This window comes from Gracilimonas sp. B-17, assembly GCF_056857935.1.
Genome location: NZ_JBSXOA010000011.1, coordinates 385,000 through 398,388, shown reverse-complemented (window position 1 = coordinate 398,388; position 13,389 = coordinate 385,000). Strand labels below are relative to the sequence as shown.

General features: G+C 39.7%; 11 protein-coding genes. 7 read left to right on the top strand and 4 right to left on the bottom strand.

Annotated elements, in window-relative coordinates; genetic code table 11:
* Positions 1–127: 127 nt before the first annotated feature.
* From AC13FX_RS06575 to AC13FX_RS06565, 3 genes are all read left to right on the top strand, one after another.
* Positions 128–319 (top strand): hypothetical protein, encoded by a 192-nt coding sequence (locus tag AC13FX_RS06575; protein ID WP_482879748.1) that lies wholly within the window; start codon positions 128–130, stop codon positions 317–319.
* 49 nt (positions 320–368) lie between these two features.
* Positions 369–560: a hypothetical protein gene (locus tag AC13FX_RS06570; protein ID WP_482879747.1), complete on the top strand. Its 192-nt coding sequence runs from the start codon at positions 369–371 to the stop codon at positions 558–560.
* 1,045 nt (positions 561–1,605) lie between these two features.
* Entirely contained in the window at positions 1,606–3,705 is a 2,100-nt protein-coding gene (locus AC13FX_RS06565) for a CHAT domain-containing protein (protein ID WP_482879746.1), read from the top strand.
* Between the two features lie 95 nt (positions 3,706–3,800).
* Here AC13FX_RS06565 and AC13FX_RS06560 read toward each other — a convergent pair whose 3' ends face one another.
* A complete protein-coding gene (locus AC13FX_RS06560) occupies positions 3,801–4,544 on the bottom strand; it encodes a tetratricopeptide repeat protein (RefSeq protein ID WP_482879745.1) in 744 nt (247 codons plus the stop codon).
* 273 nt (positions 4,545–4,817) lie between these two features.
* Between AC13FX_RS06560 and AC13FX_RS06555 the strand changes: the two genes are divergently transcribed.
* From AC13FX_RS06555 to AC13FX_RS06545, 3 genes are read left to right on the top strand one after another with little or no spacing between them, the layout of a single operon-like run.
* The gene (locus tag AC13FX_RS06555) at positions 4,818–6,272 is read left to right on the top strand and encodes a redoxin domain-containing protein (protein ID WP_482879744.1); all 1,455 of its coding nucleotides are present in this window, start codon (positions 4,818–4,820) and stop codon (positions 6,270–6,272) included.
* Positions 6,269–7,420: a glycoside hydrolase family 3 protein gene (locus tag AC13FX_RS06550; RefSeq protein WP_482879743.1), complete on the top strand. Its 1,152-nt coding sequence runs from the start codon at positions 6,269–6,271 to the stop codon at positions 7,418–7,420. The genes AC13FX_RS06555 and AC13FX_RS06550 overlap by 4 nt, the downstream gene beginning before the upstream one ends.
* The gene (locus tag AC13FX_RS06545) at positions 7,413–8,078 is read left to right on the top strand and encodes an HD domain-containing protein (RefSeq protein ID WP_482879742.1); all 666 of its coding nucleotides are present in this window, start codon (positions 7,413–7,415) and stop codon (positions 8,076–8,078) included. Before AC13FX_RS06550 ends, AC13FX_RS06545 begins: the two co-directional genes overlap by 8 nt.
* A gap of 251 nt (positions 8,079–8,329) precedes the next feature.
* Here AC13FX_RS06545 and AC13FX_RS06540 read toward each other — a convergent pair whose 3' ends face one another.
* Positions 8,330–11,077, bottom strand: coding sequence for an alpha/beta hydrolase family protein (locus tag AC13FX_RS06540; RefSeq protein ID WP_482879741.1), 2,748 nt, complete (start codon positions 11,075–11,077; stop codon positions 8,330–8,332).
* 107 nt (positions 11,078–11,184) lie between these two features.
* Here AC13FX_RS06540 and AC13FX_RS06535 point away from each other — a divergent pair, with 107 nt between their 5' ends.
* Positions 11,185–11,754: a DinB family protein gene (locus tag AC13FX_RS06535; RefSeq protein ID WP_482879740.1), complete on the top strand. Its 570-nt coding sequence runs from the start codon at positions 11,185–11,187 to the stop codon at positions 11,752–11,754.
* 34 nt (positions 11,755–11,788) lie between these two features.
* Here AC13FX_RS06535 and AC13FX_RS06530 read toward each other — a convergent pair whose 3' ends face one another.
* Both AC13FX_RS06530 and AC13FX_RS06525 read right to left on the bottom strand, forming a co-directional pair.
* On the bottom strand, positions 11,789–12,229 hold the full coding sequence (locus tag AC13FX_RS06530) for a sterol desaturase family protein (protein WP_482879739.1): 441 nt from the start codon (positions 12,227–12,229) through the stop codon (positions 11,789–11,791).
* 41 nt (positions 12,230–12,270) lie between these two features.
* A complete protein-coding gene (locus AC13FX_RS06525) occupies positions 12,271–13,383 on the bottom strand; it encodes an NAD(P)/FAD-dependent oxidoreductase (protein ID WP_482879738.1) in 1,113 nt (370 codons plus the stop codon).
* Positions 13,384–13,389 lie beyond the last annotated feature (6 nt).

The window sequence follows — 13,389 nt, the reverse complement described above, 5'->3', positions numbered from 1 at the left end:
TACTGCAGGAATCATATGTTTAAAAGCAAAAATGCAGATAATTAAAAATTTGTAACAAAGTGTATTAACCTTACTCTTGTACTTGACCAATAATTTACATGTAACTCAAATATAAAATCCTACTACCATGAAATCACTTAAATCAACCATCGCCCTGTTATCCATCGTCGCCCTTTCATTCGGATGCGCGTCCGTAACCGATGCCTCGCTGACCGAAGAACTGGCCAAGCAGCCCGAAACCATCACCAATGCCCCTGACAACAGCGTATTCTCCGGCGGCGCTGACGTGAAACCGATCGTGGAAAAACCTGACTGGTAATCATCTAACACCCTATTTACACTCTTTTAACCAACAAAATCCTACTACCATGAAATCACTTAAATCAACCATCGCCCTGTTATCCATCGTCGCCCTTTCATTTGGATGCGCGTCCGTGACCGACGCCTCGCTGACCGAAGAACTGGCCAAGCAGCCCGAAACCATCACCAATGCCACTGACAACAGCGTATTCTCCGGCGGCGCTGACGTGAAACCGATCGTGGAAAAACCTGACTGGTAGTGTATTTAGTGTTACATTTGATAAAGATTCCTAAACACTTTACACATTGATTACATTATACATTTTAATTCTCTTGACAGGTTTATATCCAGATTCTTCATCGATTCAGGATAAGACAATTAGTCAAATTGAAATATCTGTTGAAGAAATAATTAATGGAACTAATATAGATTGGAATCTGTGGGCTATTAATGAAATAGCAACTATCAGTTGCCAACATTTTAATCTCGTTAAAGAGAAAAGTCAAAACCTTCCTGAAGAATACAATTTTTTAATCAGTCATAATTGTTCCCCTTCATCAATTGACAAACTTAGTAATTTACATGTTGACTATTCGTCAAATCAAGTTAAGGACGCATTCAATAGTTTCATTAATGAAAAACAAAAAATAACTCAACAGTTACTGAGCTTTGAAGACAATTTTATCATCCATTATAAACTTCATGTAGAACCTAGTGGCGAAATAGATTACAATTTTGAAGAAAATTATGAAAAAGCCGCACTTGAACATTGGGTAAGAGTATTAAGAAATGATAATTTAGAAAATGATTTAAAACTATCCATTATAACTTCCTTGGTTATTAGGCTCAGTTTTAAGCATGATAGATATGATTTAATAGAAGAATTTGACAAATTATTTCTTTCCTTAAAGAAACTTCCTTACACAATAGATCATTTAAGACTCTTGGGTGCTTTAGATTATACTTACTACAGGTACAGTAAGTTTTCAAGTTCTCTTGATTTACTCCGAAACTATTCAATTCCACTAGCGGAGTATTTAAATGAAAATAGTATACTTAATTCCCTCAAAAACAGACAAGGTGCCTATCTCATTGCTTTGGGTAAGTATGAGCACTCTAAAAATGTTTATGAGCAAATTTATAATGATTCATTATCTATTTCTCAACAATATACTCTCTATACAAATTTAGGCATTAGTTATTTTAAATTGGGAGAATCAAATAAATACTTATCGTTACAACTAAGAGCATTAGATAACGAAATTGAAAATCCTGAAAGTAAACTTACAATATACCGAAACTTAATGAGCTACTATACATCTATAAAAGATGTAAGCTCGGTAATGTATTATTTCGAACTCGCAAAGGCATTAGTTAGAGAAATCGGTGATAAAACTGAAATGGCCTACATAGATTTCTATCTAGCGTCTTTTTATTGGAATACCTTAAAAGATCATGATCAAGCCTTAAGATTCATTACTTCTGCTGAAGATGAGCTGGATGTGAATAGCGATTATGATATGTACATCGACCTATTACTTGAAAAAGGATATATACTAAATGAAATAGATTTAATTGACGAAGCTAAAATAGTATTTGAGGAAACCAAAGAATTAGCCCTTCAGAAATCAGATACCCCAAATTACATAGATGCCTTAGTTAATCTGACAGAAATTCATCTCAAAAACAATGAGATGGAGAAGGCAAATACTAATCTTAGTGAGATCAGCCTTTACCCCAGAGATGACCTGGACTTTGAACTTTTAGTTAAATTTTTCACTGTTAAAGCTGATTATCTTTCGAGAAGCAATAATAACAGACAAGCTATAGAAGATATTCAACCTGTGATCACTCAGGTTATAGACCGTGCCAAGAACAATACCGATTCACAACAAGGTTACTGGACCATTGAAGATGAATATCTGGACGCTTTTCAACTGGCACTTAAATTATATCTGGAAGAAAATGAATTGCAAAATGCGTTAACGGTCCTGGAACAATTCAAAACCATCAATGATGCCTCCCTCTATAATAGTCCCCTGGTAAAAGCAAACAAATTGACGGAAGAAGACCTGGCTGAAGAAAAATTGTTATCAGACAGGCTGCAAAGTCTTAGAAATAAATATTTGAATGCTTCTGATGCTGAACGATTTGAGATCAAACGACAAATGGACCAGGTTTCAGCTCAAAGAGAACAAATATTGTCTAAGGTTGAACTCGACAAAGAAAACACTCTTCCATCCCTGTGGAAATTACAGCGATCAATAGGCCCTACAGAATTAGTACTTCATTTTACTGAGATCGGAAACCTGCTGTATGTTTCTCAGGTCACAATGAATGATATAAAAATTAAGAGTTTGCCATTTGAATCAGGAGATAAAGAACGATTTAATAAAATTGCTGATGATCTCGCTTCCGGTTTTACAAACCTGGAAGATCTTTATGAACTATATAATCTCCTTGATCTTGAGATTCCTGAACAAACAGAACTTATTACCGTAATACCCGACAATTATTTATACAGGATCCCATTGGAAGTACTTCCAACCCGATCACCGGATTCACCGGTCAGTTTCGGTAGTACTCATTATATGTTAGAAGATTTTCACTTCCGGTACTTCACCTCTTTGAAAGAATTTGATAGCAACAGACGAGCTTCACAAAACGATCTTGCAAATGATTTTGCAGCCTTTTCGATTTCTAATTTTGAGGATTTCACGATCAATGACCTCCCGTCTCTTCCTTATGCTACTGTAGAAAGCAATAACATTGAAAATGCTCTTACTTCACTGGATCGAAAAGAGGTTTATAATGGGAATGCTGCAACTAAAGAAGCTTTTAAACGCTCAGTAGAGAACTCGAGATTGGTCCATGTAGCAACTCACAGTGAAGTATCCGAGCAAAACCCGTTGTTTTCAACTATCTACCTTAAGAATCCTGAAGCGAGTTCGGACCTTGATTCCGAACAGGCTTTGTATGCTTATGAATTGTTCGATACTCCATTGAACAGTGAGTTCATTATGTTGAATTCATGCAGTTCCGGTTCCGGAAATTATATACAGGGAAGTGGAATTATGGGTATTAGTAGGGCTTTGAGATATGCCGGGGCCAAAAGCCTCGCCTTAAATTTGTGGTCTGTCAATGATAAGATTGCTTCGGAGTTTGCCACCGATTTGTACTCCTATTTAAATGAAGGTCACACAAAGAGTGAATCGATCCGAATGGCAAAATTAAATCAATTAAGATCTGCCAATGCGAATCCTCATTTTTGGGGCGCATATATGATGATCGGCAACCCGTCACCTATCACTCAGAAAAAGGACGGATTTTTATTAATAGTCTCTCTTCTCGCACTCTCAACGGTTCTTTTGGGATATACCGCTTATCAAAAAAGCAGCCCCTAATAATTTCAAAGGCTGCCTTTCTTCAATTAGTTAAAGGTCTAATTGCAATAATAAAGTAAACTGGATACTAAATGAGGTAATGAAAGTGCTTTACTTTATCGTCCGGCTGATGTCAAGGCATCTACGTAGGTTTTCGCTACACGGCTGTAAGCACCATTCAAGGCATAAGCATTTTTGAAGGCTTCTTCAGCTTCTTCTAATTGATCCATTTGAAAGTAGGAATTACCCAGGAACCAATAGCCCTTTTCAAGAGTGAGCACATCGATCTGTTTTTGTGTAATTACTGTTTCAAAGCTTTCAATAGACTCCTGATACTGCCCGTTATTATACTGTATCGACCCGAGACTTAAGGCAAGCTCCGCCTTTAGCTGTGAATCGTCAGTGGTCTTCATCTCATTTTGAAGTAACGCGATGGCCTCATTTACTTCCCCATCGGTAGCTAGTTTAATAGCCTCTCTGATTACTTCACTTTTAACTGTTTCTGATATCCCATCCGCATTACGAACAATATCCAGGCCAATTTGGTCAATAGGCATTACAGCCAGATTACTGGTGGTATTATAATTCATTACACCGATAACGCCTGCAATAATGATAACTGCAGCTGCAGCAGCATAACGCATTACCTTAGGCAATGAATAAATTTTTGCGGTTGGTTGGGCTTGTTTTTTCTTATCAATAACTGCTTTAAGATTAGCTACACTTTTCATGTAATCCAGATAATATTCATCCTGAATTAATTCAGCCCATAGCTCGTCTGTTTCGTCTGCATTTAGCTTTCCATTTATGTACAGATCAATTTGCCTCTCCAGCTCTTTATTTACTTTACTTTCGATCATTTGCTTAATTATGATTTAGATTACTAACTGTCGTTTTATTCTTCATACATAACGCCCCGAAACTGCTGGCGTTTTGTTACCTCATGAGTACTACCCTCCTCATATCTGAGACAAGAGTATTGAACTCTCCATTTGTTACACTTTTGTTTCATTTTTTTGAAAAAAAGTTTTTCCGTCTTCTTTTCTTATTATAAAGAGTGTTCAGGTAGTACCAATGTTACACACATTTTCATCTAAATTTGCCCAATTAATTGATTCTAATCATCCATTTGAATGCCATATTGTAAAACATTTCTGCCGCATCTGATCGTACTCCTACTTGTTTCATGTGATAACAAGACTCAAGTATCCGGAAACATTGATTATCTGGGGGATTCTCACCTCATAGTAAAGAAGATCCCGGTTCATTATAAATATGCGCCTGTAACACAGGATACTTTAAGTGTAAATGAAAATGGTTCATTTGAGTACTCAACACCTGTTGACTCTACAGATTTAAGATTATTATTGATCGGTGATACCCAATACCCTGTTTACCTAACTTCAGGAAATAGAATTGAACTGGATATCGAAAGATCGGGTTTTCCCCAGAATGTTAAAGTGAATGGGTATGAAGAGGCCTGGCACAAACGATATGATGATTACCTTGCTTCCATTTCTGACTTAGAAAAGAGAATCCCTGTTGAGGAGGAAAAGATCAAAGTAGGTACACCAAATGACCTCCTCGAACTCAGTAGAAAGAAATACAAACTTGCTGAACAGTTTTTAGGACAAACACCTCTGCATGACTATTATCTAAAAGCCATTGGTGAATATTTGGTCTTTAGCATACGAGCCGTAGAGTATAATCAACGACATTTTGAGGACTATGACGCAGATTCAGCCAGAACTAAGGTCTTTATCGAAGCAGATTCCCTAAACTTTTTCACTCTTGAATCTCTTAAAGCACAACGTGCCGGTATCCGTGATTTTGCTCATTATTATGCCCGTACATTTGGGATCTATGACAGTGTGAAAACTGCTTACGGAATGGAGCTTTCTGAGTACGATATCAAACGAGTAGCTTATAAGGAACTAAACGCAAAACGTATTCAGGTTCTGGATCATATGAAAAGCCGGGGTGCTCTGGCACACGCCAAAATGTACCTCATCGCAGAAAGAATTGGAGAACAAGGCCCCGAAATAGCACGACCAAGCTATGAAAATTACCTTAAGGAGTTCTCTGATTATCCAAAATACACGGAATTCCTGCAGTATTTTTTTAACGAAATCAGATCAGTCTCTCCCGGGCAACCGGCCGTTCCCTTTGATTTGCCTGATATGAATGGCCATATCCACACGATGGAAGATTATCGCGGTAAATTTGTATTGCTGGATTTCTGGGCAGGTTGGTGTCAACCCTGCCTCGATGAGTTTTCGGATATGAAAGATCTATATCAAGAATATTCCCGAAATGAACTGGAGATCATAGGTATATCGAATGAGGTTGACAGCCTCACTTGGGTTCAAGATGTGAATCGACTCGAACTCCCTTGGATACAACTGTACAGTGGAGATGGTTTTCAGGAAGAAACCTTCAAAGCATATAAAGGGGGTGGAATTCCATTTTATATACTGGTTGATCCGGATGGAAAAATTGCCCGTTATAACGATATTCGGCCTTCCTTTAATTTTACTAAAGTGCTTGATAGCTTGCTTAATGAACATCAAAACCAACTAAACCAATGACACGAATAACACTTTTCTTCGTTTTGCTATCCTTTTTCTGGGGATGCCAACAAACCGAGTCTAAGCCTGAAACTGAAGACATTTTTGATGCACAACGGCTTGGTCAGATGATAATGGTTGGTTTTCGTGGCACTGAATTGTCAAAAGATAGCACTATCTATAAAGATCTCTCTGAACGCAATATCTCCGGTGTGGTATTGTTTGATCGCGACGTTATCACAGGTGATAGAAGCCGAAATATTGAAGACCCAACTCAGCTGATGCACTTAAGTAATGATATCATTGCCGCTACACCTAATTCCCCATTTATCGCTGTTGACCAGGAAGGTGGTTTGGTAAGCCGGCTCAAAGAAAGCAAGGGATTTCCAAGATCAGTTTCAGCTGAGTATTTAGGGAATCTGGATAATGAAGACTCCACCCGTTACTATGCCAGCATCATGGCTCAGGAATTTATGGTTGTGCGAACAAATACCAACTTTGCACCGGTTGTGGATGTGAATACAAATCCTGAAAACCCAGTGATCGGCAAACTGGAGCGTAGTTATTCTTCCGATCCTGAGAAAGTAGCAGAACATGCCGGGTATACCATTGATGAATATTCAAAAGAAGGAATTCTAACTGTACTAAAGCATTTTCCGGGGCATGGGAGCTCGACAACCGACAGTCATCAGGGGTTTACGGATGTCACAAATACATGGGATCCGAAAGAACTAATTCCTTATAAAAAACTTTTTGCCGAAAAAGATATTCGGGCTGTCATGACCGCCCATATTTTCAATGCCAATATTGACTCAGTGTGGCCGGCTACCCTATCTGAAAAAACCATAAATGGACTGCTTCGGGACTCACTGGGATTCGAAGGCGTGGTTTTTTCTGACGATATGCAGATGGATGCTATTCGCGACGAATTCGGGTTGGAAACGGCCATTCAGCAAGCCATTAACGCTGGCGTGGATGTTCTTATCTTTGGTAATAACCTACACTATGAGCCTGACATTGCTGATAGAGCCATTGGGATCATTCAACAATTAGTACGGGAAGGAAAAATTGAAAAAGAAACCATAGAAAAGTCTCTGGCCCGTATAGATTCACTGAAAATAGAAGTGATCGACGAGTTATGTAGCTGTATGGATTTTTTAAATGAATAAGCACGAGATCCTTTCAAAAACTGAATCCTTTGTACGCCAACAACTGGAAGGTGAAGGCTCCGGCCATGATTGGTGGCACGTTCACCGGGTCAGAAATACGGCATTGAAGCTTGGAGCAGATGAAACTGCAGACCTTTTTATAGTAGAGCTCGCTGCCCTGCTCCACGATATCGCCGATCATAAATTCCATGATGGAAATGAAGACATAGGTCCGGCTACTGCACAAAATTGGCTTGAAAAATTAGAGGTGCCCAGCCCCATTATAAATCATGTCTGTGAGATCATACGGGATATCTCCTTTAAGGGAGCCGAAGTGGATACCCCCATGATAACCATCGAAGGCAAGGTAGTGCAAGATGCCGACCGGCTTGATGCTTTGGGAGCCATAGGCATAGCACGAGCTTTCGCTTATGGCGGATACAAAGAACGGGAGCTCTATAATCCCGATGTCAAACCGGATTCCCATCAATCTTTTGAAGACTACAAAAAGAGCTCCGGTCCAACTATCAATCATTTTTATGAAAAACTCTTTCTGCTAAAAGACCGAATGAATACAGAATCAGGCAAAAGGCTTGCAGAAGAACGGCACAAGTATATGGATGATTTTGTCGCTCGATTTCTCAGCGAATGGGAAGGCACTTCGAATATGACCTCATAAGCTTGTGCAGTTATCGCTCCGACGCAAAGCATGCGGAGCGAGGGTAAATTGTTTGAACTTCCTCTTTACAGCAGCAAATCCGTTTTTGAATTATTTTAGATGAATGATTCGGCGGGTTACTCTTTGAAGTATTTTATTAGAATAAAACTCGCTCAGCATGCTTTGCGTCGGAGTGAAAGAAATGATGATTTATGAATGTTGAATTTTAAATGATGGAATTGATCTAATTCAAAATTTAAAATTCAACATTTCTAATTTCCCTGATACGCTTCCCCTTCCAATATCCATTCCGGCTCACCTTTTCCTTTCAAGTAGTAATCAAAATACTCCTTCATGCGGATGGCATAATCCAGTTTGTTGGGAAATTTTTGAAGATGATGGGGTTCATCATGATACTGCAGAAATACCACATCCTTGTTATAGCGACGCATAGCGAGGTAAAGTTCAATACTTTGTTCCCAGGGAACAGCACCGTCAGCATCACCGTGCATGATCAGCATGGGGGTATTGATCCTGTCAGCGTAGAAAACGGGTGAGTTTTCTATGTATAAATGTGGAGCTTCAACAAGAGTTTTGCCTATTCGACTTTGAGTTTTTTCATATTGGAACTGTCGGGCTAACCCGGAATCCCAACGAATACCACTGTATGCACTTGTCATGTTACTAACCGGAGCTCCTGAAACAGCTGCATCAAAAATATCCGTTTGTGTAACCATATGAGCTGTTTGATAACCACTCCATGAATGCCCGTGCAAGCCAAGTTTATCCTCATCCGCAATTCCCATTTCAACCAGCTTTTGAATTCCCGGTACCAGGCTTTTGGTTGCAGATAGCCCCGGCCGTCCAATTTCGAACCTTATATCCGGCAAAAACACTACATAGTCATCACTAACATACTGTGCAAAAACAGGCCGGTGGTTAGTCTTCGGTTCATTGAAATCATGCAAGCGATCCGTGAAGAATCGATAGTAGTATGTCATGATCGGATATCGCTTGTTGGGATCATAATTATCAGGTTTTATCACCACACCTTGTGTGTAAATTCCGTCAAGACTTAGCCAGTCAATGAGTTCGGCACTTCCCCAGTTCCACTTTTCTTTTAGATCCATATGGAGCTTGGTCAACTGATCTTTCTGGGAAAACTTCCAGTTATTGGCCACCCAGATATTCGGAAATTCGTCATATGCTTCCCGTTTGAAGAGAACCGTCGAAGCATCATCAGCTTTTTTAACGAATGTGAATTTTTTATCCTCTTCCAGCAATCGGTTCACACCGGAGCGATTAGCCCTGGCTGAATAGAAACCAAAATTCTTATTCAGATCGTGGTACGACGTCAACAACAATTCTTCGCTGTTTTTAAAAGCTTCATTTCTTTCTTTATTGATACTCTCGATCCGAAAGATCCGGTTATCTTTTCTTCCCTCTCCGTCCGTAATATTTCTGACATTTTCGCTTGAGGCCTCAAATCGCCAGATATCAAATTTATCATAGATCATGACCGCCCGATCATTTTCGATCCAACCCGCAATTCCATACCCCGGAACTGCGGATGGGTAATCATGATCCTCGTTATAGAAAGGCACCTCCAGGTCTTTGGTAAGATTTGTGGTATTACCTGATACAGTGTTGATAAGGAACCAGTTCTTGTCCTCGTAATAAGCCGCATAAGTTCCCTGTGGCGAAAGGTTTACCCAACCACCAAAATGTTCAAGAAATTGAGTTCTATCTCCGGTGCCTGGATCCACAAAATAGTAATCCCGATAGCTTCCGTCCCAGGTTCTCTCGCGCATATATGGCTCATCATTGCTTCCTATCAGTACCTTCGGGTTGTGATCGATATTGACGTCAGGCATATCCTTATCTGCAAGCTGAACCCACTTATTACTACCTAAATGATAAACAGCTGTATAGAGGTGGTTTTTCCGTGATTCCCACGTTTTCTTCTCATGGGTTTTGATCTGAGGATCTTCACCATGCCAGATATCCAAGCCCCGGTCTTCCACAATGTCAGAAATATCATAAACATCCACATCTTCAGTGTCTTCGCTGTTGTTATCAGTATCCAGTTCAACCATCTTTGCATCCATCACCCCATAGTAAAGGCGTTTACCATCGTGAGTGAAGGTTAACCGGTTATTGGATCTCAATACGAATCCTTCTTTTGTCTGTTCAGAACCGAGCAGGGTTTTTAATTCATTATTATCAATATTCCAGATATGCAGTGAAGCGTCACTTTCCACATAGGAGGTATCAAAAGTAGCTTTTGTGAATGCCAGCTTTTTTAGGTCATGATCCCAGGTCAAATTCGCGTAGTACCCACTTTCTTGCGAATCGATCTGTTTTGACTGCTCGGTTTTCAGGTCAAAAGCATAGAGACCATTCCGCGATTCACTGGTATCCACAACGGTATAAGCCAAGTGTGTAGATAAACTATCGAAAGCCATTTCATCAACAAAGGAAAGCTCGAATTCTTCACCGGAGGATAAGTTTCTCAATCGTAAAGTTTTACCGAGCTTTTTGTTTTTTGATTTTAGGTCGGCTACTTCTTTGTTCTGCATATGATGAATTGCCAGCCACTTCCCGTTCTCCGAAAAGTTAAATGTGCTTACACTATCATAAGAAATGATCTCTCCGTTATCTGTTGATAGCAGTGATAATCCCTGTTGTGGTTTCTCTTTTTGATCTTTTAGCTGTTCTTTTAGCAGAACTTTTTTGAATGCAGCAACCCAATTACCTTTGGTAGTGATTTTTGGAGATGCACCTAAATCTATAGTGTAAGTATTTTTCCCGTCGGTACTTTTGACCTCTACCCGGCCATCGCCCCTGTCGGGCCAAACTTCGTAAGCCACCCATTTCCCATTACCGGAAAGTTGAATGGAGCCGATATCCTCAAATTTCATAACATCTTCGAAACTCAGAACTCCTTGAGCCGTACTCAGTGATGTAAACAGAAATGTGATAGTCAGAATTAATAAAGATCGGATTTTCAGAGATTGCATAGGGAGAAATTTTAGTTTTGTGAATGATGGTAAGAAAAAGTATTTAATTGTTATATGAAACGGTTAATAATCTGTTTAGAATCTTTTTACCCCTCAAATATTCAGATATGAAAAATTCAGGCTATACCTACGATTATTTTTTGAAGGCATTTGAAGATGCCAAGATCACATCTTCATCTCTGATCACAAGCACAGACGCTCACATATTAAAGCAAAAGCCTAATGAAGATTCATGGTCGATGGTCGAGATCCTGAATCATCTGGTACAAGCTGGTAATGAGTATCTGCCACAGATCAATAAGGTTCTTGAAAAAAATGACGATAAATTGGCCAAGGGTAGCGGCCCATTTTCACCTGGTATAGTTTTCCGTTGGTTTATTGGACAAGTTAGCCCTGAAAATCCTCGCAAACTACCTACGGTTCCTTCTTTTGAACCAAACGAAGTTTCAGATCTGAGTATCGATAAAACACTATCAGATTTTATCAAGCTTCAGGGTTCATTCATTCACATCATCAAGAGGGCTAAGCTTGAAGGGCTTGATCTGGATCGGATCAAAGCCAGAAACCCCATTCTCAAGTTCATTCCGATGTCGTTAACAGCCTGTTTTGGTGTGGCTGAAGCTCATCAACGGCGACATTTTGAACAGATGAAAAAGCTGAGGAATACTTTATCTTAAACAGTAGAATAGAATGATACCGGTATTTAAGTATCTAATCTCTGTTAAACTTACGACGATGTTCCGGATACTCATCATATGGAAATAGAAACAAGCCATAGGGTTCATTTCCTTTTTTCCCTACATCTTGATGGTGGCGCTGATGAGCTCTTCGGATCAGTTTCATAAGTTTGTTATCACTGTTAAAGGGCACAAATCGTTTGTGGGCAAAGAGGTCGTGAATGATGAAGTAAAGTATACCATATACAGCGACTCCGCCTCCAATTCCAAAATGAGGAGTAGTAAACATGGTGTTTGCTCCCTTAACCATCAACCAGATGGAGAGGGTTGCAAAAATGAAAGAGAACACATCATTCAGCTCAAACAATCCATGATCGGGTTTATGATGAGATTCATGGATCTTCCATAGTAATCCATGGAATAACCAGCGATGTACACAATATGAAACGATCTCCATACCGACGAATCCCAGCATTATAAAACCTGTCAAATACAAGAAATCCATTTAGGTTACATTTACATTAATTCCAGTTCTGAAGCAGCCTCTTTTCCGAGCTGCATTCCTAAAGCAACGCCCATACCACTTAGTCCGGCCACCACAACCACATCCTTAGAAATTGCATTAAGTATAGGACTTTTTGTTGGTGTGAACCCCATTATGCCCGACCATTCTGCATCAATTTCCCATCCGGCAGGAAGCTTCAAAACATTGTTGGCAAATTCCATAAGGTGATCTTTTATCTTTGAATTCGCACCAAACTTCATCGTTGTTTCCACATCAATGTCTAAACTTCGTGCGCCTCCCAGTAGAAATCGATCATCACCGACCCCCCTGAAATAATAATATCCGGCATCAAAATGATAGGTCCCTGTCCACTTCAGATCCTTGATTGGTTTAGTAACGAAAACAAAACCCCTTCCTGGTTTGATCTCAACATCCGGCAAAAGATTCGAAGTAAATGAATTAGTGGCAATTACCAACTTCTCAGATTGTAATTCAATTCCATTATCAAGTGTTATGTTCTTATGCTCAGATTCAAGCTTTTTGACATTTACCTGCCACCTGAATTCAACGCCAAGATCCAGGTTTTTGCGATACAGGGTGCGCATCATCTTTCCCGGATGTAAACACCCCTCGTGATTAATACTGATCGCTTTAAAACCATTGTGAGTGGTCGCCTTATAGACATCAGATACCCCAGCAGCCTCATTCAACCATTTGTTAAAAACTGGTAATTGTTGAACCGCTTTACTGTAAATACCCTCATTCGTGAATATTTCATAAGCACCCGGCTCACGATATTCGATATTCTCATCCCCTAACGTTGCCCTCAGTAACTTCAGCCCATTAAACCGTTTTCGGATGCGGTCTATGATCTTTGACTCTTCCTCGATCTTCACATCAGCCATGTGTTCCGTTGGTGATCCAAAACATGCAAAGCCCGCATTTCTTGTACTCGCCCCAATGGGAAAAAATCCACGATCAATAACCAACACCTGCGCTTCTGGATGGTCTTTTTTATAAAAGTGAGCCGCTGACTGTCCCGTCAATCCTGCGCCAATAACGATCAGATCATATTTCTGATCATACAGTTCACCTTCCCAATACGAACGTTCTGCTTGTATCATTCTTCA

Bases quoted from the DNA above. Each gene is read 5' to 3' on its own strand.
- AC13FX_RS06575 (WP_482879748.1), top strand. From the start codon at position 128: ATGAAATCACTTAAATCAACCATCGCCCTGTTATCCATCGTCGCCCTT.
- AC13FX_RS06570 (WP_482879747.1), top strand. From the start codon at position 369: ATGAAATCACTTAAATCAACCATCGCCCTGTTATCCATCGTCGCCCTT.
- AC13FX_RS06560 (WP_482879745.1), bottom strand. From the start codon at position 4,544: ATGATCGAAAGTAAAGTAAATAAAGAGCTGGAGAGGCAAATTGATCTG.
- AC13FX_RS06545 (WP_482879742.1), top strand. From the start codon at position 7,413: ATGAATAAGCACGAGATCCTTTCAAAAACTGAATCCTTTGTACGCCAA.
- AC13FX_RS06555 (WP_482879744.1), top strand. From the start codon at position 4,818: ATGCCATATTGTAAAACATTTCTGCCGCATCTGATCGTACTCCTACTT.
- AC13FX_RS06550 (WP_482879743.1), top strand. From the start codon at position 6,269: ATGACACGAATAACACTTTTCTTCGTTTTGCTATCCTTTTTCTGGGGA.
- AC13FX_RS06530 (WP_482879739.1), bottom strand. From the start codon at position 12,229: ATGCTGGGATTCGTCGGTATGGAGATCGTTTCATATTGTGTACATCGC.
- AC13FX_RS06535 (WP_482879740.1), top strand. From the start codon at position 11,185: ATGAAAAATTCAGGCTATACCTACGATTATTTTTTGAAGGCATTTGAA.
- AC13FX_RS06565 (WP_482879746.1), top strand. From the start codon at position 1,606: ATGAGCTACTATACATCTATAAAAGATGTAAGCTCGGTAATGTATTAT.
- AC13FX_RS06525 (WP_482879738.1), bottom strand. From the start codon at position 13,383: ATGATACAAGCAGAACGTTCGTATTGGGAAGGTGAACTGTATGATCAG.
- AC13FX_RS06540 (WP_482879741.1), bottom strand. From the start codon at position 11,077: ATGCAATCTCTGAAAATCCGATCTTTATTAATTCTGACTATCACATTT.